The organism is Micromonospora palythoicola, assembly GCF_036689795.1.
GTDB lineage: Bacteria > Actinomycetota > Actinomycetes > Mycobacteriales > Micromonosporaceae > Micromonospora > Micromonospora palythoicola.
The window spans coordinates 1-26,470 of record NZ_JBAGKI010000003.1; the positions used below are offsets into that span (position 1 = coordinate 1).

The following is a 26,470-nucleotide window of genomic DNA, read 5'->3' on the forward strand; positions in this document are numbered from 1 at the left end:
CGCCCGCCCCCCCCCCCCCCCCCCCCCCCCCCCCAACCCCCCCCCCCCCCGCCGGCGCCGGCCGCGCCCGGCCGGGGCCCCCCCGGCCGCTGCGTCCCGGGGTTGTGAATGGTGCAGTCTTATACGCTGGCCCGCGAATCGGCGAGCGGTGGGGAGGGGCTGTGGCGCGCAAGACCAACAGGTCGGCGACGATGCGCGACGTCGCCCGACTCGCCGGGGTGTCGATCAAGACGGTGTCCAACATCCTCAACGGCTATCAGTACGTGCGTCCGGAAACCCGCGAGCGGGTGGACGACGCGATCCGTGAGCTGGGCTACCACGTCAATGTGTCGGCGCGGAACCTGAGCCGGGGCCGGACCGGGGCGATCGCTCTGGTGCTGCCGTCGCTGCGCGTTGTGTACTTCGCCGAACTTGCGGACGCCGTCATGCGAGAGGCATCCAGGCGAGGCCTGACCGTCTTCATCGAGCAGACCAACGCCGAGCGCGACCGCGAGTTGCGGGTACTGGACGGCAGCTACCGGTCACGCTTCGACGGCGTGCTGTACTCCCCGCTCGCGCTGGGCCAGAAAGACCTCCCGCTGTTCGACGTCGACTTCCCCCTCGTGCTCCTGGGCGAGCGGGTGTTCGATGGCAGCCTCGACCACGTCACGATGAGCAACGTCGAGGGAGCACGTGCGGCGACCGAGCACGTCCTGGGCCGGGGTGCGACCACGGTAGTTCCCCTGGGAGTCAAGGACGACCCTTCGCCGAGCAGTGGAACGCTGCGGTTCCAGGGCTTCCGGGACGCCCTCCAGTCACGAGGGTTCGACGTCGACCCACGCGTGATCATCGGTGTACCCGACTATTTCCACTCCACCGGCGCCACGACGATCGCTCGCATCCTGGACAGCGGCGTCAAGCCCGACGCGGTTGTGGCGTTCGCCGACACGCTCGCGCTGGGTGCGCTCGCCACCTTTCAGGACCGCGGCCTACGGGTTCCGGAGGACGTCCTGCTGATCGGCTTCGACAACATCGACGAAGCGAACTACTCCCGACCTCCGCTGAGCACCATCGACCCCGGACGCGACGTGATCGCACACCAGGCAGTCGCCCTGCTGGAAGAGCGGATCCAACTCCAGTTCGACGGTGTGCCGCGAGAGGAACAGCCGGCGCCCCGGAGAATGGTGGTCGACTTCGAATTGATCCCGAGGCAGTCGACGCTGCGCTGAGGCCGTCCTGCCAGACCGGTTGCGCGGTTGCTACGACGGCGCCCGTCGGCGTACTGCTGCGACTGTCGCACCTGGCTCGGAGCCACTTCGGACGGTGAACGCCGATGTCTGCTCAGCCGGCTGGGGCAAGTCTTCTCCCTCCCGTACCTGCCTGAATGAGGTATTCGGCGGGGCAGCGACCGATTACCAGGCGCAGGGTGTGTAGTCCTTGAGGAAGCAGCCGTACAGGTCTTCGCCCTGTTCACCGCGGACGATCGGGTCGTAGACCCGGGCCGCGCCGTCGACGAGGTCCAGCGGGGCGTGGAAGCCGGCGTCCGCCAGCCGCATCTTCGTCGGGTGTGGCCGCTCGTCGGTGATCCAGCCGGTGTCGACGCTGGTCATGAGGATGCCGTCGGACTGCATCTCCTGGGCGCTGGTGCGGGTCAGCATGTTCAGCGCGGCCTTGGCCATGTTGGTGTGCGGGTGCCCCGGTCCCTTGTAGCCGCGGGCGAACTGGCCCTCCATCGCCGACACGTTCACCACGTACTTGCGGCGGGCGGTCGCTGCGGCCATCGCCGGTCGCAGTCGGCTGATCAGTACGAACGGCGCGGTCACGTTGCACAGTTGCACTTCGAGCAGTTCGACCGGGTTCACCTCGTGCACCCGCTGCACCCAGCTGTTGACCGGGTCGAGGTCCGGCACCAGACCCCCGGCGTCGATGGCGCTGGCTGTCGCGATCCGTTCGGGTGCGGCGGAGCCGCTGGTCAGCGCCAGCGCGGTGAGCGCGTGCGGGGTGATGGTGGGCGAGTTCAGTGGGGCGATGAGGCTGCCCGCCGGGTCGCCCTGGCCGGCCGGTTTGGCGAATGTGATCATCTCCGGCAGTGGGCCGTCCGGCAGGGCCGCCGCCTCCGCGGCGATGAGGTGCGCGTACGCCGCAGGCGTGCGGCGAACGGTCTGCGCCGCGTTGTTGATCAGGATGTCGAGTGGTCCCTGGTCGCTGACCGAGTCGGCGAGGGCGATCACCTGGGCGGGGTCGCGCAGGTCGATCCCGACGATCCGCAGGCGGTGGAGCCACTCCCCGCTGTCGGGCATCGCGGCGAACCGGCGGACCGCGTCGTGGGGAAACCGGGTGGTCACCGTGGTGTGCGCGCCGTCGCGCAGCAGCCGCAGCGCAATGTACATGCCGATCTTCGCCCGGCCGCCGGTGAGCAGCGCGCGCCGGCCGGTCAGGTCGGTGCGGGCGTCGCGGCGCTCCCGGTTCAGTGCGGCGCAGGGCGGGCAGAGCTGATGGTAGAAGGCGTCCACATCGCGGTAGCGCTGCTTGCAGATGTAGCAGCCGCGCGGTTTGTGCAGGACGCCGGCCGTGGCACCTACGGTGGGGGAGGCGAGCGGGTTGCCCTGGGTCTCGTCGTCGATCCGGCCCGGGGCGCCGGTGGCGGTGGCCGCCGTCACCGCGCGGTCGGCCGCCGCGATGGCATCCCGCCGTTCCTCACGTCGCCGCTGCTTGATCATTTTGTAGAGCTTCGCGGTGGCCCGCTGCACCCGCACCACGTCGGGATGATCGGGAGGCAGGTCCTCCAACGCCTCGAAGACGCTGAGACAGGTCTCCAGTCGGGCCGGGTCAATGCGGTATTGACCGGTTTCGGTAATTCTGTCCGCCTTCATGCTGTCGCTGTCTCGTCCCGTTCCCTACGCCGGATCTATCCGGCCCCACCCCAAGTCCGACCCGGAACTGTACGCACCGCGCGGCCTCGGACGCATCCCGCACCTGTTGACCAGTCCGAAGACCCGTAGAGATCACACCTCGACCGCTCCGATCCTCGTCGCCCTCGAATACGGCCAGCCGGCGGGCAGCGAGCCGGATCGGGTCAGGCGCTCTGCCGCAGGTAGGTGCGTACGCCCAGCAGCACCGACAGCACGCTGATCGACAGGGCGACCAGAACTGTCGACAGTACGGTCGCGCTGAACACCTCACCCTGGAACGCGCTGCGCATGCCATCCACGATGTACCGGAACGGGGTGAGCCGGGAGACCAGGTCCAGCCAGCGCGGAGCGAAGGACATCGGTAGCAGCACCCCGGACAGCAGCAGCAGCGGCATCAGGCCGGTGTTGAGGGTGGGGCCCAGAGTGTCCTCGCTCCTGACGGTCAGCGCGAGAGCGCAGGACAGACAGGCCAGGCCGAGCGAGAGAAGCGTGACCACGCCGAGCGCCACCAGCACACCCGGCACCGACGCGCGCAGGCCCAACGGCAACGCCACCACGACCAGCAGCACCGCCTGCACCACCAGCAGCGCGACGTCACGCAGCACCCGGCCGAGCAGCAACGCCACCCGGCTCACCGGAGTGACCCGCAGCCGCTCGATCACCCCTGCGCGCCATTCGGCGATCACTCCGAACCCGACGAAGGCGGAGCCGAAGAGGCAGAGTTGCACGAGCACCCCCGGCACGTACGTCTGCCAGGCGCGCTCCGGTGCGACGCCGGTGATCGACAGGGTGCTCGTCATCAGCGGGCCGTAGAGCACCAGGAAGGCCACCGGCTGAGAGAGCCCGATGACGATCCACAGCGGGTTGCGCAGGGAGATGCGTAGGTGGCGCTGGAACACCAGCAGGATGTCAACGAGCAGGGACATGGTCCGCCCCCTCGGTGGTCGGGATGGGGGACTGTTGGTCTTGCGGGTCGTCGCGCAGTGCGCGGCCGGTGAGGCTGAGGAAGACGTCGTCCAGACTGGCCCGCGCCAGTTGCAGGGCACGGACGCCGATGCCCGCGCCGGACAGGGCGGTGATCACGTCGGTGATCCCCTGTTCGGCGTCGGCCAGGGTGACCTGGATACCGCCCGTGCTCGTCACCGCGGCCTGCCGGACGCCCGGCAGCCCGGCCAGCAGCCGTTGGCTGGCGGCCGGATCGCCGACCACCTCCACGGTCAGCACGTCCGCGGCCAGCTGGCGCTTCAGGTTCGCGGGGGTGTCCTCGGCGACGATTCGCCCGTGGTCGATCACGAAGATCCGGTCGCAGAGCGCGTCGGCCTCGTCAAGGTAGTGGGTGGTCAGGAAGACGGTGGTGCCGTGGTCCTCGCGGAGCCGGCGGGTGTGCTCCCACAGGTTGTTGCGGCTGTGCGGGTCCAGACCGGCGGTGGGTTCGTCGAGGAAGACGACCTGCGGATCGTGGACCAGGCCGAGCGCGATGTCCAGGCGGCGGCGCTGGCCGCCGGAGAGCGAGCCGACCGGCCGCTTACCCAGCCCGCCGAGGTCCAACTGTTCGAGTAGGTCGGCCACCCGGCGCCGGGCGGGTGCGACCGGGATCCGGTAGAGGCGCGCCTGCAGGAACAGTTCCTCGTCCACCAGGGCGTTGGGGTCGGTACCACCGTACTGGGCGACGTACCCGATTCGGCGGCGTACCTCGCGGGGAGCCGCGGCCAGGTCCGCGCCGGCGATCCGGGCCGTGCCACTGGTCGGGCGGAGCAGCGTGGTCAGCATCCGCAGGGTGGTGGTCTTGCCGGCGCCGTTGGGGCCGAGGAAGCCGACGATCTCGCCGGCCTCGACCCGCAGGTTGACGCCTCGGACCGCCGCGACGCTCTGCCGGCCGGACCGGAACGTGCGGGTCAACTCGTTCGCTTCGATGATGCTCATGTCCCTGCCTCGCTTCCCGGGCCCGCGGCCCGGCCGTCGCCCTCGGCCAGCACCGCCAGTTCCCGCCACGCCCGCGGATCAGCCGGATCGGCGGGTGCGCCCCGGTGCAGGACGTATCGGTGTGGGGTGATCGCCGTGGGTGAGTCGACAAGCTGTCGTAGGCAGGCCAGGTGTGCCCGCGCGGGGTCGGTGATCTCGGCTACGGCGGCCAGGTGGGCGACGATGGCCGCCCCCTCGGGTCCTGCGCCGGTCACGAAGGCTCGGGCCGGCCCGGGCACGGCTGCTCGCAGTACCCGGTTGACCTCGCTGAGCTGGATCCAGCTGTGGTCGACGAAGTGCCAGTCGCCGTCGCGGGGGATCGGGTCGATGCCGGCGAGGGCGCCGAGGTCGTCCAGGGCGACGTTGCCGGTGGCCGCCACGGCGAGCACCCGTTCGGTGCCGAGCAGCAGCGCCTCCATCTCCGCGTCGGGAAGGTACCGGTTGTCCCCGGTGATCAGTTCCAGGATCAGCGCCTGCTCGGTCCGGACCAGGTGGAACAGCAGCAGATTGGTGAAGCCGGTCGGCGTCCACCAGTCGATGAAGGTCTCCGTGGTGGCTACCGTCGGCAGATCCGGCGGGGCGTTGCCGGAGATGTTGTTGAAGACGCCGTCACGGACCATCGGCATGCCGCGCTCGTGCGCGATGCGGTCGTGCGCGCGTTGCAGCGCCTCGGCGTCGAAGACACTGTTCCGGTTGGCCCGCAGCAACGCGGTCCCGGCGTGCCGCACCAGCGCGTCGTAGTCGGGCTGGTCGACGTCGAGGCTGATCAGGCCGTCCTGGGACACGGTGCCGACATAGTCGCGCAGCGGCACGCCGAGCCGGTTGGCGGCGGGGGAGTAGAGCACCACGTGCCGCTGGCCGGTGCGGAGGGTGAGCACGGCGGCGAGCGCGGCGAGCACCGCCATGGCCCGGCTCGCGCCGGTGCGGGCGGTGATCCGGTCCAGCGCGGCGGCTACCCGTGACGAGTGCAGGTCCGCGCTGCGCGGCGTGGGCGTCGTCGACGGCTCGACACCTGCGGTCGGCCGGGGGAGTACGCAGCGGGGGCGCCGCCGCAGGATTCCGGACCAGTACCGCAGCGCCGCGTCCGCCTGCCGCAGACCCTTCGGTGAACGTTCCCGATCGGCCCGGTCCAGCGGCTGGTGCGGTGGTGCGTCCTCGTCGGTCACGGTCCCGGTGAGCAGCCCGGTGAAGCGTTCACCCAGCACTGTCATGCTCACGTAGTCGGCGGCCATGTGTGAGTAGACCGCGACCACCGCGTGCACCAGGTCGCCCTCGACCGCCACGGCGAGGCGCAGCGGCAGATCTTCGGAGAGGTCGAACGGGCGCGCACGCAGCTGGGCGATCAGCTCCCGGGACAGCGTCGTGCCGTCGGGCTGGGCCGGCCGTTGGTGTATCTCGATCGGCAGGTCGACGGTACGCGCCACGCGCTGCACCGGACCGTCCGGCCCGTCGTGGTAGGTGGTGCGCAGCGACTCGTACCGGCGGACCAGCGCGCTCAGGGCGGCGCAGGCGCGATCGAGTGTGGTCCCCGCCGGCACCTTGAAGATCCACTGCACCAGGCCGAGGAAGTGGTCGTCGGTGAGCGCAGAGATCCATTGCAGCGCGTTCGCCTGACCGAGGGTCAGCGGGCCCTGCGCCTCGCGGTCGCCGTCGACGCGCAGGCGGATGGTACGGACGGTCTCGCTCAGGGCGGTCATCGGTGGTCCTCCGTGGATGCGCGGCCGTCACCGCGGGCCAGCACTGGCCGGGAACGCCAGGCCGCCAGGTCGGTGAGGTCGGTCGGAGCCGAGTCGTGCAGGACGTAGTGGTGCGGGGCGCACACGGCGTACCGGCCACCGAGGTGGGCCATGCACGCCGTGTGCGCCTGGCGCGGGGTCCGGACGCCGTCGGTGGCGAGCAGGTGGGCGGTCAGCCGGTGCCCGTCACCTTCCGGTTCGGCCGTCGCGTACGCCGGGGTGCCGAGTGCCTCGCGCAGCAGGGCCTGAACCTCACTGAGCTGCACCCAGCTGACCCCCACCCGCACCCAGTCGCTGTCGCGGGGCACCGGGGTCAGTCCGCTGAGGTCAGGCACGTCCGCCAGGCGCAGCGGTCCGGCACCGGCGGCGACGAGGACGCCTTCCATCCCCCGCAGCAGGCCGGCGATCTCGGCCTGGGGGACGTGCCGGGTGTCTCCGGTACTCAGGCCGACCACCAGGGCCGGCTGGGCGGCGATCAGCTGGAGCACCAGGCGGTTGGGAAAGGGTGGCGCCGGCATCCAGGTGAGAGTGCTGTGCTCGGCGGCCCCCGCCGTGGGCGACCAGCGCAGATCGGGGGGATCCAGCGGGGGCAACTGGACATTGGTCGTCTCGTCGGTACCCGAGGGCAGGTGGGCGCTGATGTTGTTGAAGACGCAGTCGCGGCTGAAGTCCATGCCCTGCTCGTCGTTGATCTGGACGGCATGGGTGACCAGGTCGGTCACGTCGAAGATGCTGCTGCGGTTGGCTCGCAGCATGGCCGCGCTGGTCCGCCGTACCAGGTCGTCGAAGGTCGGTCCGGCCACGTCGACCACCACGAGGCCGTCCTGGGCCAGTGTGCCGACGTAGTCGCGCAGCCGGGAGGTGAACCGGTTGCTCGACAGTGAGGCGAACACGCAGCGGGACTGGTCGACTCGTACCGACACCACGGCGGAGAACGCGGCCAGCACGGCGGCGGCCGGACTGGCCTGTGTCCGGGCGGCGATCCGGTCGAGGGCGGCGGTGGCGGATGAGGAGCGCAGGGCGGCGCTGGCCGGGCCGTCGCCGTCGCCGATCGGCGGCAACGCCATCAGGCACTGCGGTATCTGGCGCAGGTGTTGGGTCCAGTACCGGAGGGCCGCCGCGGTTCGCCGCCGCCCGCGGGGTGCGGCCTCCTCCGCCGCCTGGTCGAGCGGCTGGTGCCGAGCGGCCCCGACGGACCGGTTGCCGGCGGCGCCGATCAGCTCGGCGAACTCCCGACCAAGAATGGCCATACTTCCATAATCAACCGCCATGTGTGAATAGACGGTAACCGCTGCTAGTGCTTTATCCTCGGCCAGCGCGATCGCCAGGCGTACCGGTAATTCATTGACCAGGTCGAACGGTTTCTGGCGGAGTTGGTCGATCATCCGCTGGGATGTCAGTTCCGTGTCGGCGGATGCGTCCACCTGGTGAAGTTCGGCCGCGACGACCCCGCTACGCAGGACCCGTTGACGCATCTCTCCGTCACGCTCGTGAAAGGTGGTACGCAGCGACTCGTGCCGGGCGAGCAGGATGGCGAAGGCCTCCACCACGTCCGCGACGGGGGTGTCGGCCGGCAGTGGCAGCTTCCACTGCAGAGTGGCCATCGGATTGGACACGTCTGTTCGCATCCACTGCCAGGTGTTGGTCTGGCCGCAGGTGAGAGGTCCTTCGCCGGCCCGGAGACCCTCGAATGCGATCTTCATCCGGTCGGCCAGCGTGGGACTGGACATCGGGTCTCCCGTTCGTCGGCGATCGGCGTGACTTGTCGCCCACCCTCGCCCGCGCGGCTCTGCCGTAGGTAGTCGGGAAAACCCCATTGTTGGCCGGGCATGGGGCACGAAGGCGTCCGTACGTCCCGTTCGGTACGAATTGCCAGGGGTTTGGCGATGAACGGTCGGCAAAGCGACTGAATTGTCTGCTCTGGATTACAATCGGCAACGTCTCTTTTATCCGGTCTTCTCGGGGTCCTCGGGATACTGGGGATTCCCCCATTGCACGCCCTGTGGTCGGCTCCTAACGTAGTGGCGTCTGACGATCAATAAATGACCGGAGGATTGCCCCATGACCACGCTGGCACCGGCCCGGTCCGATGTGGTGCTGCGCCGGATGGAGGCGTACGCACCGGAGCGCTCGGTCACCGTGGAGGAGATCGCGGCAGGGCTGGGCCTGAACCGCTACCAGACCCGGCTGTTCCGCCGCATCCGCGGGCTGGACCGGATGCGCATCGACCCCGACCTCGGGCTCTTCGACCTGGTCTGCCCGCCGGCCCAGGCCCTGCTGTCCACCGTCGAGGAGCGCGACCGCATCCGTTACCTGATCTTCGCGCACACCGCGCAGGACCTCACCCCGACCACCCTGGTCGCGGCCGACACGCTGCGTGAACGCCTCGGCCTCACCGACGCCGAGGCGTTCGCGGTGACCCAACACGCCTGCGCCAGTGGCCTGCTCGCCGTCGAGATCGCCGGCGAGCTGTTGCGCGCCGACGGGGATCCCTCCGCCCTCGCGCTGGTGCTCACCGGCGAACAGCCGTTCACCAGGGCGATCCAGGTGCTCTGGAACACCTCGATCATCGGCGAGGCGTCCTCCGCGTGCCTGATCGGACTCGGCGGTGCGGGCACCCGGGTGCTGTCGTACGCCTCCCGCACGGTGGGCGAGTTCTTCGACGGGTACCAACTCGCCGGGGAGGCACTGCACCGCTTCGGCAGCACGTACCACACGCACCTGGCCGAGGTGATCCGGGAGGCGCTGGACGACGCCGCGCTGGACCTGGACGACATCACCATGGTCATCCCGCACAACGTCAACATCTCCTCCTGGATCACCATCTGCGCCACCCTGGGGCTGGACCGGGAGCGGGTCTTCCTGGACAACGTCGGCGAGTACTCGCACTGCTCCTGCGCGGACCCCTTCCTCAACCTCGCGACACTCGCCGGCCGTGGCGCGTTGGTCGCGGGAGGCCGTTACCTGGTCACCGCCGTCGGCCTGGGCGCCACCTATTCCGCCATGGTCGTCGAGTGCTGAGGGAGCCGAACATGTCCACCGGATACCTACGCAAGCTCAAGCGCGCCCTGACGGGCTCGGCCGATACGCCGCTGGTGCTGCTGTGCAACTTCGAGGCCGAAGCCCGATGGGCCCGCAACCACGTGGGACTGCCCGTACCGTCGGGTGCCACCAGCCCGGTGGTGGCCGCGATGGAGGAGCTGGGCGTGCTGCTCGCCGGCGCCGGCGACGCGATTCTGCTCAGCCGCCCACTCGACCCGGATTACCGGGACTACCTGGCGCGGCAGGGCCTGGCGTTGCCCACCATGCTGGTACCCGAGAACTGCCGGCCCGAGCGCTCCACCACCGCGAACGCGCTGGACTCGCCGGTCCTGCTCGATCGGCTGCGCCAGCTCGGCGCGGCCGGTGCCCACCTCCTGCCGATGGGTACCACCGCCGACGAGGAGGAGTTGGCCCGGCGCGGTGGCCTCACCCTGGCCACCCCGGCCGCCGCGGTGGTCGAGCGGGTCAACAGCAAGATCTACAGTCGGCGGCTGGCCGAGGCGGCCGGCCTGCGACCGGTACCCGGCGTCTGCTGCGAGACCCGGCAGGAACTGGCCGAGGTGCTGACCCACCACCGGCTCCGGCTGGAGTCGGGCGAACCACTCGTCGTCAAGGACGCCTACGGCGTCTCCGGCAAGGGACTGCTGGTGCTGGAGAACCCCGGGCGGGCGGCCCAGTTGCTGCGCATGGTGGACCGTCGGGCCGCGCGCACCGGCGACGACCGGATACACGTGGTGGTCGAGGAATGGCTGCCCAAGCGGTGCGACCTCAACTACCAGATCACCATCGCACGGGACGGGCGGGCCGAACTCGACTTCGTCAAGCAGGCGCTGACCGCGCAGGGTGTGCACCAGGGCCATCTCATGCCGGCGGAGCTGAGCGACGGGCAGTACCGGCAGATCGAGTACGCCGCCGGTGCGGTCGCGGACCGGCTGTACGCCGACGGCTACCACGGCGTGGTGGGTGTCGACGCCATCGTCGGCGCCGACGAGACGGTCTACCCGGTGCTGGAGATCAATGCCCGACTGAACATGTCGACGTACCAGGGCGGGGTCACCGAGCTGTGTCAGCCGCCCGGGACCGTCGCGCTGGCCCGGCACTACCCCCTGCGGCTCGCCGCGTCACTGGAGTTCGACGCCGTACGTCGGGCGCTGGCCACGGTGGCCACCGCACGGGACACACAGCGGGTGCTGGTCACCTGCTTCGCCACCGTCACCGCCAACGCGCTGCTGCCCGTCGGTGCCGGTGGCCCACCGGAGTCGTTCGACGGCCGGCTGTACGCCCTGCTGGTCGCCGCTGACCGGGACCAGCTCGATGACCTTGACCGCGCGGTCCAGGCCGCCGTCACCACCTTGTCCGTTGCGGAGGAGAGCCATGCCTGAAGCGGCCGTCGAAGGCCATACCGTCCAGGGCCTGCCCGTCGCCGAACTGGCCGAGCGGTACGGCACGCCGCTGTACCTCTACGACGGTGAGGTCATCCGCGAGACGTACCGACAGCTGCGGGATCTGCTCGACCCGTCGGTCGAGATCTACTACTCGCTGAAGGCCAACCCCAACATCAGCGTTTGTGCGTTGCTGCACTCCCTGGGCGCCGGTGCCGAGGTGTCGTCCCTGGCCGAACTGGTGACCGCCCGCCGGGCCGGGGTGCCGGCGCGGGACATCATCTTCCTCGGCCCCGGCAAGTCGGCGGCGGAGTTGGCCGCCTGTATCGAGCAGCGCGTCGGCGCGATCGTGTGCGAGTCGCTCGAGGAGGTCAGCACCGTCGACGCGATGGCGGCGGCGCTGCCCGACGCCCCCCGCGAGCCGGTGCGGGTCATGTTGCGGGTCAACCCGTCGTTCGCCACAAAGGGCTCCCGGCTGGCCATGGGAGGCAAGCCGCGGCAGTTCGGCATCGACCAGGAACGTGTCGCCGGGGCCGGCTCGATCCTGCGCGCGCTGCGCCATGTACGGGTGGCCGGTCTGCACGCCTACATGGGTACCCGCATCCTCGACGGCGCTGACATCGCGCACAACACCCGCAGCGTGCTCACTGCGGCGGCGGAGCTTGCCACCGCGCTGGACCTGCCGCTGGACGTCGTCGACGTCGGTGGCGGTTTCGGCGTCCCCTACTTCGACAACGAGTCCCCCCTCGACATCGAGGCGGTGGCCCAGGGTGTCAACCGCGCCGTGGCGCGATTCCGCGACGAACACCCCGACACCCGGGTCATCACCGAACTGGGCCGCTATCTGGTCGGCTGGGCGGGGACCTACGTGGTCCGGGCACGCTACGTCAAGGCGTCGCGCGGCGAGTGGTTCGTCGTCGCCGACGGCGGCACCAACCACCACATGGCGGCGGTCGGCATCGGCAGCTTCGTCAAGCGGAACTTCCCCATCCGGTCGCTGAGCCGCCCCGCCGACCCGCCGGCGCGCGACTACACCGTCACCGGTCCGCTCTGCACCCCCAACGACGTCATCGGCAAGAAGGTGCCGCTGCCCGAGGTCCGCCCGGGCGACCTGATCGGTGTCGAGCGCTCCGGCGCCTACGGGCCGAGCGCGTCTCCGGTGCTCTTTCTCAGCCACGGTCACCCGTCGGAGGTGCTCGTCCTCGACGGCGTGGCGCACCTGGTCCGCCGCGCGGACACCGTCGAGGACCTGCTCCGGCCGCAACACCTCGTCGTGCCGGCCGCGAGCGGGTCGCCGCCGGGCCCACCGTCAGCCGCTGCCCCATCGGAGCCGTCGTCCGCACCGGTGCCCGCCGGACGGGCAGCGACCTGAGCCCGTCCCACCGCCGTCGGGGTGACCGCCGCCGACCCCAGCAGTCCCGCGTCACCCGGTCCGCGGACCGGGTATCCCGAGAGGAAGAAACATGGAACGCCACGAGATCGTCGAGAACATCCGGGCCGCGCTGACCGACGTGCTGATGCGCGACTTCGGTCCGCTCGCCGAGGGAACCCGGCTCTTCGAGGACATGCACCTGGACTCCACCGCCATTCTCGAACTGCTCATGGCGCTGGAGGACAACATCGGCATCGAGGTGGATCCCGAGAACCTGGACATGGACGACTTCCGCACGGTGGGCACCCTGACGGACTTCCTGGAGCGGGCGCGGAAGGTGAGTTCCTGACCCCCGCGCCCACCGCCCCATCACCGAGGACGTGGCCATGTCCCTGACCCTGCGCGGCGCGGCGGCGCTGGTACGCCCCGACGGCCTCCCCTACGAACCCGACGAGGCTCTGCTGGCCTACCACCGGGATCTGCTCGCGCCGTACGGCATCGAGGTCGACGAGGACCTGATGAAGCAGTCCCGGAACATCGGGTTCCGCGAACTGGCCGAGGAACTGATGGACCGACGCCCGAGTCCGTTCGGGCCGCCGGACCTGTTGATCCTGGCCTACGGCCTGCCCGACCGATATCCCCTCAAGACCGTCACCACGCGGCTCAACGCCCTGTTCGGCGGGCGCAGCCACAGCTTCGCCGTCTCCGAGCAGGGCCTGCAGGCGCCGTTCACCGCGTTGCGCGTCGCCGAGGCGTACACCCGGTCCGGCAGGAAGGCCAGCCTGGCCCTGTTCGTCTGCGAACAGACCACGCTGCCGTACCGGGATCCGCTGGTGCACGACACTCCCCTGCTGGACAGCGGCGTCCTGCTCTACTTCGACACCGGCTCCCGATCCGGTTTCCGCTTCACCGCAAGCCGGGCGGCCGGCGTGGACGTACCGCTGGGTGACCTGCTGGCCGGCCACCGCACCGCGCTTGCGCCGGGGCCGACGCTGCTCGTCGCCGGCCCGTGGCCAGCGGACGATCAGCTCAGCGGCGTCGATCTGCCGGTACACCGCTGCCAGCCCGGCGGCTACTGCACCAGCGTCTGGCTGGACCTGGCCCGTCACCACGAGGAATGGGCCACCCGCTACGCCAACCTCGTCCTCTGTGACACCGATCCGCGGACCGGACGCAGCCAACTCGCCGTACTGTCCAACGCCGGCGCGCCCGAGCTCAGGGAGGCCCGACCATGAAACCCGCACCCCCCGCGTCGCCGCAGGCGGCGGGGACGCCCTACCCACTCGTCCTGGACGCGCTGCACGGTCGGGTGGCGCCCGGCCGGCTGGTCGCCTCTCCCACCGGCCATGTTCTCGCCTCCACGGTAGCGCTGCCCGACGCGCCGGCCGGGCCGCTGACCCGCTTCGGCCTCACCGTCACCGAGGCCACCCCCGAGTCCGCCTTCGGCGAAGGGCCGGCCGCCGACCGCTTCGCCGTGGCCCTGCTGGCGACGCACCGCGAGCTGCTCGACGCCACCCTCACCCACACGTTGCGTCACCTCGAAGGACGCACCTCAGGGAACACCACGCTGCTGGCCAAGCAACTCGTGGCCGGACAACTGGCCGACATCGCGCTGCGGCTGGCCGAGGACACGGCCGTTCCCGAGGCGCGCCGGCACGCCGACCGGGACGCCCGTTGGCGCTGTCACCTGCGGCTGGTCGACATCGGCCGGGACCTGCTGCGGTTGCTTGGCGCCAGCGGTTTCCTCGCCGACGGACCCGCCGGCGCCCTGCACCTCGCCGAGGTGGTCGGCAACGTCTACCTGCACGCCGACACGGAGAACGCCGATGAATGAGCTTCGCGAGGCCGCCGCGCCCGCCGGGACGGACCTGCTCGACGAACGCACCCGGGAACTGGCCGACTACTGCGCGGCGATGGGCGGCAGGTTACGCGCGATCGGGATGCGGCTGGACCAGGATCCGGACGTCATCTCCGAGTTCCTGCATGAGCCGGAGGTGCGCTTTCCCGTCCAGGGGATGCTGCCGCCGGAGTACCGGTCGGTGGGAGAGTTCCCGGCGCGGCTGGTGGAGGCGAGCAGCACCGTCCTCGGTCAGGTGGTCGCCACCGAGCAGGTGTCCTACGGCGATCCCAACGTGCTCCTGGCCAGCCCCGGGCCGTCGCTGTCCGGCGGGGCTGTCCAGGCGCTGGCCGACGAGCAGCAGCGGAAGCGGTACTTCGGTCGGCTGGCGTCCAGCCCCACCCACACGTTCTTCGCCCTGACCGAGCCGGGCAAGGGCTCGGCCGCGACGGAGCTGGAGACGACGCTGACCCCGGCGCCGGGCGGCGGGTGGCTGCTCAACGGGGTGAAGTGCTACATCGGCAACGGCGCACGCGCTCAACTCGGTGTGGTGTTCTGCCGGCGCGCACCCGGGCCGTGGGGCATCGAGGCAGTGCTGCTGGACACCAGCGCGCCGGGGTTCAGCGGCGAGCTGCTGCCCACCGTCGGCCTGCGCGGCGCGCGGATCAGCCGGCTGCGCTTCCAGGACGTCACGGTGGCCGACGAGGACGTGCTCGGGGCGCAACGGTCACCCAGCCGCCGAGGGCTCTACGGCGCCACCTACATCCTCTACCGGTTCCGCCCGGGGATCGCGGCGATGGCGATCGGTTGCGCGCAGGCCGCCTGCGACTACCTGGCTACGCACCGCCCGACGCTGCCCCGGCGCGACCGGCACCGACTCGACAGCATCCTGGACCGCATCGCCGCGGTCCGGCACCGGACGTACGCGGTGGCCAGCGACATCGACGCCGGTCTCATCGACGTGGCCGGCATCGGTGCGGTCAAGGCGCGAGCGGCGCGGGTCGCCGAGGACGCCACCCGGCTCGTGGCCGAGCTGCTGGGTCCGGCCTGCCTGATCGAGCATCCCTGGGTCGAGAAGACCTACCGCGACGTGCGGGCGTTCGAACTGATGGAGGGGACGTCGAACCTGCACGCCATGTCGGTCTTCCAACGACTGCTGCGGGACCGGGCCGCCCAGCGGCCGGCAACGGAGCGGGCGGTCGACGGTGCGGCTCGGGATTGATCTTGTCGCACTGGACGAACTGGACCGTCTCCTGCGCCGAGGCTGGTTCCTGCGGTACTTCTTCGCGGCCGAGGAACTGGCCCAGGCCGAGGCGCTGGGCGACAGTCGACGTCGGGAATACCTGGTGGGGCGGTTCGCCGCGAAGGAAGCCGTGCTCAAGGTTCTGGGCACGGGCCTGTTCGAGGGGGTCGCCCCCCGGGACATCGCGTTGCCGCGTCAGCCCGGCGGGTCGCCCACCGTCACGTTGCGGGGCAGTGCCGCTCAGGCGGCGCGGTCGGCCTCGATCACCCACGTGACCGTCTCCGTCACCCACAAGCGGGACCTGGTCGCCGTGGTCGCCGCCGGATGGTGACGCCTGTTCGGTGACCAGCACCGCAACCCCGCCGTACCCGTCCCTGAGGAGCACACATTGACCCGGTCCTCGATTCGTTCCGGCCATCGGCACCAGCGGAGGTCGGAGCTGTCCCGACCGGCAGGCTGGGCGTTGTCGTCCCTGCCGCCCGGCCCGCCGGCGGTGGCCGACGAGCACCGCCGGCCGTTGGTGGGCCGGGAACGGGAGAGCGCGGCGCTGGCCGCGGCCGTGGCCGCCCTACTCGACGGCACGGGACGAATCGTCGAGGTGACGGGGGAGCCGGGGATCGGTAAGAGCCGGCTGTTGGACCAGGTGGCCGCAGTGGCACGAGAACACCGAGTACAGGTGCTCGCCGGCCGGGCACCGGTACCCGGTTCGGACGTGCCGATGGCGGCGATCGTCGACGCGCTGGACCCGTACCTGCCCCAGGTCTCCCAGGCCCGGTTGGCCGAACTCCGCTCCGATCACGCGCAACTGCTCAACGACACCTTTCCGTCGCTGCGCCTGCCGGGCGCCCGCTCACTGGCGCCGGCCGGGGCGCCGGCGGGCGCCCGGCAGTTGCGCGCCGTACGGCTGTTGCTGGAGACGCTGGCCGCGGAACGGCCGCTGCTGATCACGATCGACGACCTGCACAACGGCGACCGGGCCACCATCGACCTGGTCTGCCACCTGCTCGACGCGCCCCTGCGTACGCCGTTGCTGCTGGTGATCGCGCATCGCCGCCGTCAGTCGCCGGCCAGGCTGCGGCTGGCGTTGGACACCGCCGGACAGGTAACCCGCATCGGGGTGACACCGCTGGAACGGGCGCACCTCGACGAGTTGACCGAGTTACCGCTGTCGGCTGGTCAGCGTGCCGTGCTGCACGAACTGTCGGAGGGCAACCCGCAGTACCTGTCGGCGTTGCTGGCCGGCGCGCTACCGCACGGCCCGGCGAGTGAACACGTGGAGCTGGGAGCGCTCCCAGCCGAGGTTGAGGCCGCGTTGGCCGCCGAACTCGAACTGCTGTCCCGCACGGCCCACCTGGTGGCCTCGGCCGCAGCGGTGCTCGGGCCCGAACCGGTCGACACCGGCCTGCTCGCCGAGGTAGCCGGGACTGCCGCCGAACAGGTGCCGGCCGCCATCGACGAACTCGTCGCCGCCGACCTGCTGCGCCCAGTGACCGGCAGTGGGTGCTTCGCCTTCCGACATCCCGTGGTCCAACACGCGGCGTACCTCACCACCGACGCCGGCTGGCGCCTGACCGCGCACGCCCGCGCGCTGGCGGAACTACGTCGCCGCCGGAGCAGCGCCGTCGCCCAGGCACCACACCTGCTGCGGTTGGCGGTGCCGGGCGACATGGTCGCCGTCGAGGTACTCAGCGAGGCGGCCACCGCCGTGCTCGACCGCGCCCCGCACACCGCCGTCCGGTGGCTGGGTGCCGCGATCCGGCTCTCGCCGAGCAGCACGAACCCCAGCGAGTCCCGCGTGATGCTCACGGTGCGACTCGGCCAGGCGCTGGCCGCAGCCGGCCACCCGAGAGCCGCCCGAGCGGTACTGCACGACGCCCTGCGGCTGCTCGACAAGCGCCCGTCCGCGTACCGCACCACGGCGAGCCTGCTCTGCGCCCAGGTCGAACGCCAACTCGGCCGGCACGGGGCAGCGGCGGCGTTGCTACGCAGCGGTCTGACGCGACCCCACGAGGCTCAACCGGCGGACTGGGCGGCGCTGGCACTCGCGCTCGGTGCGGTGGAACTGACCAGCGGCCGGGCCGGGCAGGCACGCCGGTGGGCGGCAGCCGCGTTGGGCGCCGCCCGCCGCGCCACGACCATCCCGGGGGCGGTACGGGCGCACGCGTTGGGTCTGCTCGCGGCGGCGAGCCACCTGCGGGGTAACCGCGCCGCCGGCGGCGAGACCAACCAGGCCGCGTTACAGCTCAACACCACGCTGGACGCCGAACTCGGTGACGAGCCGGAGAGCGCCCTCTGGGTCGGCTGGAGCGAGATCCTGCTGGACCGCTCCGACGCCGCGGTGCACCACCTCAGCCGGGCCATCGATGTCTCGCCCGGAGCCCGGAGCTACTTTTCCCTGCTGCACCTGTTGTGCACCCGGAGCCTGGCCCACCGGTGCGCCGGGCGGCTGGCGGAGGCATCCGCCGACTGCGCCGAGGTGCTACGACTGGCGTCCGGCACACAGTTCCGCGAACTGCACGTCGCGGCCGAGGCGATGGGTCGACTGCTGACCGTCTGGAGCGGAACCGAAGAGGTCGAACCAGCCGTGGTTCCGTACACTCTGGACCTGCCCGCCTCCGGCTGGCCGGGCAGGCTGGCGCTGAGCGCGAACGCCGAGACGCTGCTCGCGCTGGGGGATACCGCCGGGTGCCTGGCCGTGGCCGCGTCCGCCGGACTGCCCGAACTCGAACCCTGGGCGCAGGTCGGCTGGTACGAGCTGTTGACCCGGGCCACCCTGGCCGAGGGCGATCCGGACGCAGCGGCGGAGTGGGCGCAGCGCGCGTACCAGTTGGCCGAGCGACTCGGTCGGCCGGGCCGCAGTGCGCTGGCCGCGTCCGCGAGGGCCCGGGTGCTGGCGCTGCGGGACCCCGCCGCCGCCGCCGGGGCGGCGGCAGCCGCCGCAGAGACGCTCACGCGGGTCCGAATGCCGATGGACGCCGCGCAGGCCCACATCGTGGCCGCGAGAGCGCTGGTGGCCGACGGCGACCCGGATCGGGCCGTCGCGACGCTGCGGCTGGCCGAGGAGATCTTCGACCGCTGCGGCGCCGGTCTCTTCACCCGCCAGGTGAACACCGAGCGACGGCGGCTGCTGGCAGGCCGCTCGGGCGGCGCCCGGCGGCCCCGCCGCCAAGGCGGCTCGCCGACCCTGACCCGGCGGGAAACCCAGGTGGCGGCCCTGGTCAGCGAAGGGCTGACCAACCGGCAGGTGGCAGCCCGTCTGTTCGTCACCCAGAAGACCGTGGAGATGCACCTGTCCCACGTGTACGCCAAGATGGGCGTCACCAACCGGGCCGCCCTGGTACGCCGCCTCCACCTCGGCGGGCTCGCCTCGGCACAGTCGTCATGACGCGAGGTTCAAGCCCAGGTCGCCGCCGAACCGCCACGGATGACGCAGCGTGGTCACATCGCCGACCGACTCCAGGCGCGGTCACGTCGAGATGCGTGTACTCGGACGTGTTCGACTATGTTACGAAGTCGTCTGCGCGCGGGTCGGCATCCCACCCGAGCCGAGCCAGTTCCCGAAGGACTGAACGCGCACGAGGAGTCCAGAAAAGCAGAACGTGATCACGTTCTGCGGTCCCGAAGGACACCGCGAGCGCAAGGGCCCAGTGCCTGCCCACGATCGGCCCGTGTGGCAATGCGGTCACCTCAGTGTGTTGCAGCACGTCCGAGCCGGCCCGCGACGAAAAAGTCAATGTGCTGTCCTCGACCCAGAGGCGTACTGACGGCCAGCGCATCCGCTTGACCACGCGCGGTGAATCGCCGCGGGTGAAGTCACGACGATCGACATAGGTGAGTCCACCGCGTGCCAGCAGGGTCTTGGAAGCCATCACGGGATGGTATGCCGACAGCCCGACAGCCCGACAACCCGACAGCCCGACAGCCCGGCGCGCGCCGGCGAGCCTCAGTGGTTCCGCAGGAACCTTCATGGCCAGCGGTACGGATCAAGTAGTGGTCGAGCGGGGCGCTGGTTAGGCATTCTGCTCGTCGAACGGCTCGTCGCTCCACCGCCACCACGCCTCGTCGCCGTCGAGGTGGAGAAGAAACTCAGGAACCTCCTGGCCATCCGGGTACCGAAGCGTCACGGCGTTCCGGACGGCCTCGTACGCGCGCTCCCAGGACTCGACATCCTCATCGATGGCGTCGAGCAGCCGCAGTTCCTCGGCGAACAGCGGCCGAAACTGCGCCAGTCCTTCCCCCGGGTCGACACGAGCGTTCAACCACGGGAAGTCGCCACCGTTCACCACGAGCTCAGCAAGTACCCCGCCGCCGTCGCGTCGGTGCAGCGTCCAGGCGCCACCGTGACGATCAATCATGATCACGACACTAGCGACCGTAGAAGCGTCTCTGCTGACCTGCCCGGCTTCGACACGGTCACACCTCCGGCCAGCGAATGCACGCTGCTGCCGCCGACCGGGCGGTCCAGACGGTGACCGCTTTCCTCGGCGTCCAGCTCAACTCCCGGTCGCAGCCCCAGTAGATGAGTAGCCGGTGAGCGGACGGTCGGCTACCGGCTGTTCTCGGGCGCATCAGGGAGGCCTGCCTGGACTCGCCAAGGATGCGGTTGGAATGGGCCCGACGCGAGGACGTCCATCAACATCGCCGTGCCGGTGGCGAACGCCTCGACAAGTTCCTGGCTGTTTACCACGTGCCACTCCGCCTGACGCACTTGGTGCATGTTGTGGTCCTGCGGGCACCAGCACGCCACCTCCACCGCCGCGCCCACGGTGAGCTTCGGGGGCGTCAGCCAGGCGATGTCGAGCGTGAGTTCGAGCCAGTCGTCACGGGTGTTGTACAAAGTGATCGCCGTGTCCACGAGCAGCAGGTAAGAACCTCTGGTCGAGGTCTGCGGGGGCTCCGTCCGGTCCGGATACCAATGCCATACCGTGCGGTCGGCAGCCGCCGGGTGGCAGTCGAGTTCGTTCGCCAACCTTCGCAGCTCGCCTTCAGCGTTCAGGTAGTCACGCGGTAGTACCTCGCGCAGGGGGACGTGCGCCATCGACGGAGTCGGTCCGACCATGCTCCGATGATCCACCAGAACGCCCGCTCATGCCGCTGATGGCGCTCACCGCCCACTGAGGTCGTCACGCTCTGTGCGTCCACTTGGTCAGGGAGGACCCGCTCTTGCCAGTCCAGGTGCGCCGCTTCGCGGCTTATGATCGCCGCATGCAACCGGTCATTGACGTGACGCTGGGCGTCGCGGGTCCACCGCACGAGGTGGTACTCAAGCTTCAAGGCGGTGACGACTGGGAGCTGAACGTCTGGGCAGCCTTCGAGGATCTGGCCAAGCTGCGCGGCGTCCGGGCCGCCGCGTGGGACCAACGTAGGTCGATCGCGGCTGGAGTAAGCGCCGGCGGCAGGGTCTTTTGGTGTGCTCCCGGCGAGGAGGCAGATCCTGAGATCGCGACGGTGTTGATCGGACATGACGACGAGGCGTGGGACATCGCCTTTCTGATACCTGTGGCTCTCGTCGAGAAGATCGGCTCTCTGGCAAGCGCACGACAGCTGAACTAGCCGGCCGAGGGCACCAGATACTCATTGCCGCGAAGCGCTCGTTACTGAAGGTGACGTCAGCGCTGGCCGCTATTCGCGCGGCCGAGACGCGGATGCCCTTATCAACAAGCGTGGTTTTCGGCGTCGTGGCGGGCGCGGGCGTTACGGATGTCGTGTTCGTGGTCCTCCGCCCAGTGGCCGACCGCGATGATGAGGGGCAGGAATGAGCGGCCCAGGTCGCTGAGCGAGTAGTCGACGCGTGCGGCAGGGCCGGGGCGCGGTATCCGGTTTACCAGGCCATCGCGCACCAGCGCCCGCAAGGTGCGGGTGAGGATCCGCCGGCTCAACCCGTCCACGGCCCGGTCGAGTTCGTTGAAGCCGTATGGCCGTTCTGCGAGCACTGCCATCAGCAACACGCTCCACTTGTCTCCGATGCGCCGTAGTACGTCCGCTGCGGCGCACAAGGATCGGTCCTGCGCGGAGACCGGAACTGGGATGAGCGGAGACATCGATGTTCCCTCTTTCGCCGTGCGGGCCGTCCACCGACGATCGAGCGTACCCGGCAGATAGAAGGAGCATCTGGTGCGCACTTTGGTCATCACCGGCGGAACCCAGGGAATCGGTAAGGCGCTGGCTCAGCACTATCTGACCCGAGGCGACCGAGTCGTCGTCATCGGAACGAACCAGAACAAGGGTGAAGCGCTACTCGCCGAAGCGAATCGGCTCAGCGCCAGCGACCGGTGCTCATTTCTGCCCGCCGACCTCAGCTCGCCGACAGTGACCATCCGGCTCGCCGATCAGCTCCGCACGCGGTACCCGAGCATCGACGCCCTCGTACTCGGCGCCTTCCGCTACCAGATCAGGCGTCAGGAAACCGCCGAGGGAGTCGAGCGCACCTTCGCACTGTACGTGCTCAGCCGGTTCCTGCTCGCCAACGAGCTGCGCACCGCGCTGGAACGAGCACCACACCCAGTGATCGTGAACCTGTGCGGCACAGGCGGCAAGGGGGGCTGGCTGCACTGGGACGACCTTCAACTCCGCAGACAGTACCGGCCCCTTGCTGCCACCATGCAAGGCGCCCGCGCCAACGACCTACTCGGCGTCGCCTTCACCGACGAGCATTCCGATAGTCCCGTCCGGTACGTACTACACAACCCGTTGTTCGTGAAAACCGGACTCGCCGAACCATTCAGGCAACCAACCCGCACCGCGTTAAGCATCATCACAAAGGTGTTCGCCACGCCAGTCGACAAAGCGATCCAGCCGATCATCGAACGGATCGACACACCACCACGCCCCGCGCTGTCCGCCTTCCGGGTAGATCGCATGATCGACATCACCGGCCCGGCCTTCGACCGGAACGCCGCCCGCCAACTGGCCGACACGCTACGCAATTTGATCATTAACAGGACCGATGATTAGCCAAGGACCGAGCAGCAGTCGTTCAGTTGATTCCACGAAGCCCGCCGCCCACGCTGAAGCGCCTGCCTCGACGGACCGCTCCATCCACACATGCCGCTACGCGCGCGACCCTCGACGAACTAGAGATGGCGGCAGTACGGAGAGCACCAGCAGCCAATGGCGTGGCCCAGATCCCGCAGGAGAGTACCGAGCCACTCGGCCTCCCGTGTCCGGACCTGCCGCCGTCCGAGTGCGATGGCCTGGGGCGTTCGTCTCGATCAGCTCGCGTGGGCCGTCAGAATCGCCGACGTCTGTGGAGCCCGACGCGATGCGGACGCGGTAGCCCCAGCGCCGTAGAACCGGCACGAAATAGACCGATGTCTGAGCATCAAGCCTTATTGTTCAACCTCATCACGGCGGCCGGTTCCAGCCGGATGTCATACCAGCTCACCCAGCAGTCCGACTGCTCGGTCGCGATCTCACTCCCGCATCTGGGGCACACGAGATTAGGTCCGTCAAGGCCATCAAGCCGGCAACAGCCATTACGCCGGTGCCGATCGGGATGTAGCTCAAGACCACGGACGTCGCCTGGGTTGATCAGGATGGTGCCGCGCGACCCGTTGGACACCAACACGTTCGGATCGTTCGCCGTCGGTACGTGCGGGGGGCCAAACGGTTCTGGATCGACCGCGAACTGACCCGGCCGCAGCCGCGGAATCGCCTCACCGCCGTCGTTACTCGACCGCGCCGAAGACTCGTCAGGCAGCGTCGTCTCCACGAGATCGCCGGTCACCACCACGCCGCAGGTAAGACACGCGAACACTGTCACCGCCCCATGATCACATCCGCGGCCTCTGTCCAGCGGTGGCACACGGATCTGCCGCGAGGCGCGCGCTACGCAGCGTCCCGCTGAGCCGGCCCGGGTTCCGTCCGGACGTGCGGAGATGAGCGCTCATGCCGTTGCCTCGGCCCGCCCCGGGGACGAGGTGGTGGTCCACCCTCATTCCGGGACCGGGGGAGCAGACGATCAGTCGACCACGGAGCGGACGATCTCGGCGATGCGCCTCTCAGTGACGGCATCCACCGTTTCGAAGTACCACGCGGCCGGCATCAGTCCCCCGTCCGCGCCGCCTGCCGCGCGGAAGGCTGCCTTCTCGGTGATCGCGAGGTTCAATCGTTCGTCCATGCGCAGCGTGACGAGCGCGGGTGTGCTCGCCGACTTCGCGTAGGCGGGCATGCCGTACCAGATGCGCGGCTTCAGGGTTGGGGCCGCGGCCATGATGATGTCGTGCACCCGCTGCATCGTCGAACGGGTCGGCTCGTCCATGGTCGAGATCTTGTTGGCGACCTGCGTCAGGTTCTTCTCGTCCTTCGACGACATGTCATGTCCTTTCGTCTGCCGATGTCGGGCACCGGCGGTATGAAGTCGGCGCAACAGTGCGCCGCACCCCACCCGGACATGTCCTGAGCTGCTCAGGTCTCTCCGCGATGATTCACGTGGTCTGTCACGTGGAAGCGCAGTCGGTGGCGGACCACCGCAGTCAGGCTAACGGATCCGCCACGGCGTGGTCGTCCGGATCTGCCGCAGACCGTGCGGCGCTACTGCCTCTACGACTCGGCCGCTCATAACCACCGCACGTCGTCAGCCTTAAGAGTCAGCCTCTTCAGGCCGCGGCATGTCTCGCAGCAACCGAGGGGAGGCGACCGGATCTCTGCCAGGCGCGCGCCGAGCGTCTTACAAGCCGCGACGGCCGGGGCGAGCCGAGCAGATCCTCGCACTCCCGCCGCAGACGAAATCGCTGGCGTGCTGCGGTCCTGGTCGAGCACACTCGTGATCATGCTGGGTTCCTGGCGTAGCGTCCCTGATCTGCTCGCCGCGCGGGCGCGCGGAGAACGGATCAAGTTCCTGTACTTCTGGGGGCACCAGCCGGAGCGCGACGGCAGCGTCGGCGCTGGTTGCCTGAGCCAGTGGTGGCCGGCACCATTCACAGTAGATGGCCGTGTCTTCGCCACTGCGGAGCACTACATGATGTGGCGCAAGGCCACCCTGTTCGGCGACGACGCGATCGCCGAGCGGATCCTCACCGCCCCGCACCCGCACGCGGCCAAGGCGCTCGGCGGCCGGGTTGCCAACTTCGATCAACAAACGTGGGACGCGCACCGCTTCGACATCGTGGTGGTCGGCAACCTGGCCAAGTTCGGCCAGCACGCCGACCTGCGCGTGTTCCTGCGTGGCACCGGACAACGGGTCCTGGTCGAGGCGAGCCCGGTGGACCGGATCTGGGGCATCGGGCTGACTCGCGACGCCCCCGCTGCCGCCGATCCGAATCGGTGGCAGGGCCTCAACCTGCTCGGCTTCGCACTCATGCAAGTCCGTGAGGTCCTCTGGGCAGAGCGGTAGCCGCTGCCGGACGCCGGCTGCGCGGAGCTGCCGCAGTGCGTGCGCGTCGCCAGCCGGGAGCCATTCATGTCGCGTCGGCTGAGGTGCGGTCCGCTGGCGTCCGCAAGGTAGTTGAAGAAATATGACGCAAGGTGTCAGGTTTTGGGTGGAGCATGGGTTCATCGGTTGGTGCCGGTGACAGGCACGACCACGGCACAGTTGGATACGGAGAGACAAGGACCTCAATGCGCGAAACCCCAGAAGATCTCGAAAGGCTCCAAGCTCTCCTTGACGCCTCCCTCGCCGGCTCCACCTCCCACCTGCGCTCGATCATCACCACCGCGCGCACACTGAACGCGGAGCAGCTCACCCAGGTCCTCACCGGCATGTGCACCCTCGCTCTGTCCAGCGTGACGGCGAAGGGTGAGCCGCGGATCAGCGGTGTGGACGGGCACTTTCTGCGAGGCAAGTGGTACTTCGGCACGGCGCCCGACGCCGCCAAGGCGCGCCATCTCGCGGCGCGGCCCGCCGTCAGCGCCGCACATATGCGCGGTGAGGACCTCGGCGTCTTCACGCACGGCAAGGTGGAGATCCTCAACCCCCGCCACGGCGACCAGGCCACGGACTGGCCGGACGTGCTTGCGTACCTGAAGGACTTCTACGGCGAGGACCTCTTCGACTGGGACAACGACGTGGTCTACTACCGGCTGCATCCGCACTGGATGACCGTCTATGCCCCAGACATCGCAAAGCTCACCGTGGCCTCCCAGCCCTGATCCACAGCACGGGCCAACCGATGCGCGTCCAAGACCCGCTTCTCAGAGGTCTCGTTACTCTTCAGCCAAGGGCGATCCGTTCAAGCCGGGAGGCGGCCTGTTCGCTTCGGACAGGCCGATAGCATCCGCGACGTCCTGGACGAGCTTCAGCTCGTCGGGAACGTCCGCCGGTCTCGGCCGGGCGACCCGGCCAAGATCCCCGGCGGGACGAGTCGATCAAGGTGGTCGAGTAGCTCCACCTCGCTTCGAAACGACCGCTCACGATCGAATGCTGGCATCTCGGCGTGCAGGTCCGGGACCGCATGCGAGAACTGGACCCGAGCGGCGGCTCAGGTCGCATCATGCGGGAGGGCTTGGATTTCCGTTCGGTGTAGCCGGCCGGGTGGGCGGTGCCAGAGGCGGATCCCGGTGTGTGCCAGTAGTCCCGGCCGCCTGTTCGTGGGCTTGGCTCAGGATCGACTCGGCTTCCCGTCGGGCAGCGGTCACGATCGCCTCGCTCTCGCGCCGCGCCTGGGCACGGTGGTCGTCGGCCTGTTCCTCGCGAGTGTGAGCGGCTACCCGATCAGCCAACTGCCGGCCAGGCCGACGGCGGTCAGCAGGAATCCGGTGATCAAGGCGGGAGTGCGAACCGGGCGGCCAGCCAGGAGACCGGCAAGACCGGCGAGCAGGCCCAGGAACACGGCCGCCCCGGGCAGGGGCCGGGCCCAGTCCGGACCGCTCACCGGGCAGACCATCTGTCCGTTGTCGCCGATGCAGCTGTTCGACATCAGCTGGCTCGACTTGATGATCGCGTATCCGGCAAAGGCGAACAGCACGCCGAACGCGACGACGGATCCGACGACCCCGGCTGGACTACCGTACCGCTTGCTGGTGAACCATCCGGGCCGCATCGTTACGGTTCCTGCTCCTGTCTGCG

At 69.7% G+C, this 26,470-nt stretch carries 26 protein-coding genes; 14 read left to right on the forward strand and 12 right to left on the reverse strand.

Going from position 1 to position 26,470, the window contains the following annotated elements:
• Window positions 1-161: 161 nt before the first annotated feature.
• The gene (locus tag V5O40_RS01995; RefSeq protein WP_332903825.1) at window positions 162-1,208 is read left to right on the forward strand and encodes a LacI family DNA-binding transcriptional regulator; all 1,047 of its coding nucleotides are present in this window, start codon (window positions 162-164) and stop codon (window positions 1,206-1,208) included.
• Between the two features lie 183 nt (window positions 1,209-1,391).
• Here the strand turns inward: V5O40_RS01995 and V5O40_RS02000 are convergent, their stop codons facing one another.
• From V5O40_RS02000 to V5O40_RS02020, 5 genes are all read right to left on the reverse strand, one after another.
• A complete protein-coding gene (locus tag V5O40_RS02000; protein ID WP_332903826.1) occupies window positions 1,392-2,852 on the reverse strand; it encodes an SDR family NAD(P)-dependent oxidoreductase in 1,461 nt (486 codons plus the stop codon).
• 203 nt (window positions 2,853-3,055) lie between these two features.
• Window positions 3,056-3,817 (reverse strand): ABC transporter permease, encoded by a 762-nt coding sequence (locus V5O40_RS02005; protein WP_332903827.1) that lies wholly within the window; start codon window positions 3,815-3,817, stop codon window positions 3,056-3,058.
• Entirely contained in the window at window positions 3,801-4,808 is a 1,008-nt protein-coding gene (locus tag V5O40_RS02010) for an ATP-binding cassette domain-containing protein (RefSeq protein ID WP_332903978.1), read from the reverse strand. Before V5O40_RS02010 ends, V5O40_RS02005 begins: the two co-directional genes overlap by 17 nt.
• 2 nt (window positions 4,809-4,810) lie before the next feature.
• Window positions 4,811-6,550, reverse strand: a complete 1,740-nt coding sequence (locus V5O40_RS02015) for a condensation domain-containing protein (RefSeq protein ID WP_332903828.1) — start codon at window positions 6,548-6,550, stop codon at window positions 4,811-4,813.
• A complete protein-coding gene (locus tag V5O40_RS02020; protein WP_332903829.1) occupies window positions 6,547-8,319 on the reverse strand; it encodes a condensation domain-containing protein in 1,773 nt (590 codons plus the stop codon). The genes V5O40_RS02015 and V5O40_RS02020 overlap by 4 nt, the downstream gene beginning before the upstream one ends.
• A gap of 331 nt (window positions 8,320-8,650) precedes the next feature.
• Here V5O40_RS02020 and V5O40_RS02025 point away from each other — a divergent pair, with 331 nt between their 5' ends.
• The 9 genes from V5O40_RS02025 to V5O40_RS02065 all read left to right on the forward strand — a co-directional run bounded on the left by V5O40_RS02025 (window position 8,651) and on the right by V5O40_RS02065 (window position 18,850).
• Window positions 8,651-9,610, forward strand: coding sequence for a 3-oxoacyl-[acyl-carrier-protein] synthase III C-terminal domain-containing protein (locus V5O40_RS02025; RefSeq protein ID WP_332903830.1), 960 nt, complete (start codon window positions 8,651-8,653; stop codon window positions 9,608-9,610).
• A gap of 11 nt (window positions 9,611-9,621) precedes the next feature.
• Entirely contained in the window at window positions 9,622-11,013 is a 1,392-nt protein-coding gene (locus V5O40_RS02030; protein WP_332903831.1) for a preATP grasp domain-containing protein, read from the forward strand.
• Window positions 11,006-12,385: an alanine racemase gene (locus V5O40_RS02035; RefSeq protein ID WP_332903832.1), complete on the forward strand. Its 1,380-nt coding sequence runs from the start codon at window positions 11,006-11,008 to the stop codon at window positions 12,383-12,385. Before V5O40_RS02030 ends, V5O40_RS02035 begins: the two co-directional genes overlap by 8 nt.
• A 91-nt stretch (window positions 12,386-12,476) precedes the next feature.
• On the forward strand, window positions 12,477-12,734 hold the full coding sequence (locus V5O40_RS02040) for an acyl carrier protein (RefSeq protein WP_332903833.1): 258 nt from the start codon (window positions 12,477-12,479) through the stop codon (window positions 12,732-12,734).
• A 37-nt stretch (window positions 12,735-12,771) separates the two neighbouring features.
• Window positions 12,772-13,620, forward strand: coding sequence for a hypothetical protein (locus tag V5O40_RS02045; RefSeq protein ID WP_332903834.1), 849 nt, complete (start codon window positions 12,772-12,774; stop codon window positions 13,618-13,620).
• On the forward strand, window positions 13,617-14,219 hold the full coding sequence (locus V5O40_RS02050) for an acyl-CoA dehydrogenase family protein (RefSeq protein WP_332903835.1): 603 nt from the start codon (window positions 13,617-13,619) through the stop codon (window positions 14,217-14,219). Before V5O40_RS02045 ends, V5O40_RS02050 begins: the two co-directional genes overlap by 4 nt.
• A complete protein-coding gene (locus V5O40_RS02055) occupies window positions 14,212-15,444 on the forward strand; it encodes an acyl-CoA dehydrogenase family protein (protein WP_332903836.1) in 1,233 nt (410 codons plus the stop codon). Before V5O40_RS02050 ends, V5O40_RS02055 begins: the two co-directional genes overlap by 8 nt.
• Entirely contained in the window at window positions 15,428-15,796 is a 369-nt protein-coding gene (locus V5O40_RS02060; protein ID WP_332903837.1) for a holo-ACP synthase, read from the forward strand. The genes V5O40_RS02055 and V5O40_RS02060 overlap by 17 nt, the downstream gene beginning before the upstream one ends.
• Before the next feature lie 57 nt (window positions 15,797-15,853).
• Complete coding sequence (locus V5O40_RS02065; protein ID WP_332903838.1) at window positions 15,854-18,850, forward strand: helix-turn-helix transcriptional regulator; 2,997 nt, start codon at window positions 15,854-15,856, stop codon at window positions 18,848-18,850.
• 115 nt (window positions 18,851-18,965) lie between these two features.
• Here V5O40_RS02065 and V5O40_RS02070 read toward each other — a convergent pair whose 3' ends face one another.
• From V5O40_RS02070 to V5O40_RS02080, 3 genes are all read right to left on the reverse strand, one after another.
• Window positions 18,966-19,334 carry a hypothetical protein gene (locus V5O40_RS02070; protein ID WP_332903839.1) on the reverse strand — a complete coding sequence of 123 codons (369 nt, stop codon included), beginning with the start codon at window positions 19,332-19,334 and terminating at the stop codon, window positions 18,966-18,968.
• 141 nt (window positions 19,335-19,475) lie between these two features.
• Window positions 19,476-19,820 carry a hypothetical protein gene (locus V5O40_RS02075; protein ID WP_332903840.1) on the reverse strand — a complete coding sequence of 115 codons (345 nt, stop codon included), beginning with the start codon at window positions 19,818-19,820 and terminating at the stop codon, window positions 19,476-19,478.
• 191 nt (window positions 19,821-20,011) lie between these two features.
• The gene (locus V5O40_RS02080) at window positions 20,012-20,524 is read right to left on the reverse strand and encodes a hypothetical protein (protein WP_332903841.1); all 513 of its coding nucleotides are present in this window, start codon (window positions 20,522-20,524) and stop codon (window positions 20,012-20,014) included.
• A 146-nt stretch (window positions 20,525-20,670) separates the two neighbouring features.
• Here V5O40_RS02080 and V5O40_RS02085 point away from each other — a divergent pair, with 146 nt between their 5' ends.
• On the forward strand, window positions 20,671-21,018 hold the full coding sequence (locus tag V5O40_RS02085; protein ID WP_332903842.1) for a hypothetical protein: 348 nt from the start codon (window positions 20,671-20,673) through the stop codon (window positions 21,016-21,018).
• 101 nt (window positions 21,019-21,119) lie between these two features.
• On the opposite strand, the gene V5O40_RS02090 is transcribed toward V5O40_RS02085, so the two are convergent.
• Window positions 21,120-21,596 carry a winged helix-turn-helix transcriptional regulator gene (locus V5O40_RS02090; protein WP_332903843.1) on the reverse strand — a complete coding sequence of 159 codons (477 nt, stop codon included), beginning with the start codon at window positions 21,594-21,596 and terminating at the stop codon, window positions 21,120-21,122.
• Between V5O40_RS02090 and V5O40_RS02095 the strand changes: the two genes are divergently transcribed.
• Entirely contained in the window at window positions 21,580-22,419 is an 840-nt protein-coding gene (locus V5O40_RS02095) for an SDR family NAD(P)-dependent oxidoreductase (RefSeq protein ID WP_332903844.1), read from the forward strand. The genes V5O40_RS02090 and V5O40_RS02095 overlap by 17 nt on opposite strands.
• Before the next feature lie 367 nt (window positions 22,420-22,786).
• Here V5O40_RS02095 and V5O40_RS02100 read toward each other — a convergent pair whose 3' ends face one another.
• Together V5O40_RS02100 and V5O40_RS02105 are read right to left on the reverse strand one after the other, a co-directional pair.
• Window positions 22,787-23,227, reverse strand: coding sequence for a hypothetical protein (locus tag V5O40_RS02100; RefSeq protein ID WP_332903845.1), 441 nt, complete (start codon window positions 23,225-23,227; stop codon window positions 22,787-22,789).
• 198 nt (window positions 23,228-23,425) lie between these two features.
• The gene (locus V5O40_RS02105; protein WP_332903846.1) at window positions 23,426-23,779 is read right to left on the reverse strand and encodes a DUF1801 domain-containing protein; all 354 of its coding nucleotides are present in this window, start codon (window positions 23,777-23,779) and stop codon (window positions 23,426-23,428) included.
• 456 nt (window positions 23,780-24,235) lie between these two features.
• Here V5O40_RS02105 and V5O40_RS02110 point away from each other — a divergent pair, with 456 nt between their 5' ends.
• Window positions 24,236-24,799 carry an NADAR family protein gene (locus tag V5O40_RS02110; protein ID WP_332903979.1) on the forward strand — a complete coding sequence of 188 codons (564 nt, stop codon included), beginning with the start codon at window positions 24,236-24,238 and terminating at the stop codon, window positions 24,797-24,799.
• Between the two features lie 224 nt (window positions 24,800-25,023).
• A complete protein-coding gene (locus tag V5O40_RS02115; RefSeq protein WP_332903847.1) occupies window positions 25,024-25,554 on the forward strand; it encodes a pyridoxamine 5'-phosphate oxidase family protein in 531 nt (176 codons plus the stop codon).
• A gap of 554 nt (window positions 25,555-26,108) precedes the next feature.
• Here the strand turns inward: V5O40_RS02115 and V5O40_RS02120 are convergent.
• On the reverse strand, window positions 26,109-26,444 hold the full coding sequence (locus V5O40_RS02120; protein WP_332903848.1) for a hypothetical protein: 336 nt from the start codon (window positions 26,442-26,444) through the stop codon (window positions 26,109-26,111).
• Window positions 26,445-26,470 lie beyond the last annotated feature (26 nt).

Bases quoted from the DNA above. Each gene is read 5' to 3' on its own strand.
- V5O40_RS02000 (WP_332903826.1), bottom strand. From the start codon at position 2,852: ATGAAGGCGGACAGAATTACCGAAACCGGTCAATACCGCATTGACCCG.
- V5O40_RS02005 (WP_332903827.1), bottom strand. From the start codon at position 3,817: ATGTCCCTGCTCGTTGACATCCTGCTGGTGTTCCAGCGCCACCTACGC.
- V5O40_RS02015 (WP_332903828.1), bottom strand. From the start codon at position 6,550: ATGACCGCCCTGAGCGAGACCGTCCGTACCATCCGCCTGCGCGTCGAC.
- V5O40_RS02020 (WP_332903829.1), bottom strand. From the start codon at position 8,319: ATGTCCAGTCCCACGCTGGCCGACCGGATGAAGATCGCATTCGAGGGT.
- V5O40_RS02025 (WP_332903830.1), top strand. From the start codon at position 8,651: ATGACCACGCTGGCACCGGCCCGGTCCGATGTGGTGCTGCGCCGGATG.
- V5O40_RS02030 (WP_332903831.1), top strand. From the start codon at position 9,622: ATGTCCACCGGATACCTACGCAAGCTCAAGCGCGCCCTGACGGGCTCG.
- V5O40_RS02035 (WP_332903832.1), top strand. From the start codon at position 11,006: ATGCCTGAAGCGGCCGTCGAAGGCCATACCGTCCAGGGCCTGCCCGTC.
- V5O40_RS02040 (WP_332903833.1), top strand. From the start codon at position 12,477: ATGGAACGCCACGAGATCGTCGAGAACATCCGGGCCGCGCTGACCGAC.
- V5O40_RS02045 (WP_332903834.1), top strand. From the start codon at position 12,772: ATGTCCCTGACCCTGCGCGGCGCGGCGGCGCTGGTACGCCCCGACGGC.
- V5O40_RS02050 (WP_332903835.1), top strand. From the start codon at position 13,617: ATGAAACCCGCACCCCCCGCGTCGCCGCAGGCGGCGGGGACGCCCTAC.
- V5O40_RS02055 (WP_332903836.1), top strand. From the start codon at position 14,212: ATGAATGAGCTTCGCGAGGCCGCCGCGCCCGCCGGGACGGACCTGCTC.
- V5O40_RS02070 (WP_332903839.1), bottom strand. From the start codon at position 19,334: ATGGCTTCCAAGACCCTGCTGGCACGCGGTGGACTCACCTATGTCGAT.
- V5O40_RS02075 (WP_332903840.1), bottom strand. From the start codon at position 19,820: ATGATTGATCGTCACGGTGGCGCCTGGACGCTGCACCGACGCGACGGC.
- V5O40_RS02080 (WP_332903841.1), bottom strand. From the start codon at position 20,524: ATGGTCGGACCGACTCCGTCGATGGCGCACGTCCCCCTGCGCGAGGTA.
- V5O40_RS02085 (WP_332903842.1), top strand. From the start codon at position 20,671: ATGCAACCGGTCATTGACGTGACGCTGGGCGTCGCGGGTCCACCGCAC.
- V5O40_RS02090 (WP_332903843.1), bottom strand. From the start codon at position 21,596: ATGACCAAAGTGCGCACCAGATGCTCCTTCTATCTGCCGGGTACGCTC.
- V5O40_RS02105 (WP_332903846.1), bottom strand. From the start codon at position 23,779: ATGTCGTCGAAGGACGAGAAGAACCTGACGCAGGTCGCCAACAAGATC.
- V5O40_RS02110 (WP_332903979.1), top strand. From the start codon at position 24,236: ATGCTGGGTTCCTGGCGTAGCGTCCCTGATCTGCTCGCCGCGCGGGCG.
- V5O40_RS02115 (WP_332903847.1), top strand. From the start codon at position 25,024: ATGCGCGAAACCCCAGAAGATCTCGAAAGGCTCCAAGCTCTCCTTGAC.
- V5O40_RS02120 (WP_332903848.1), bottom strand. From the start codon at position 26,444: ATGCGGCCCGGATGGTTCACCAGCAAGCGGTACGGTAGTCCAGCCGGG.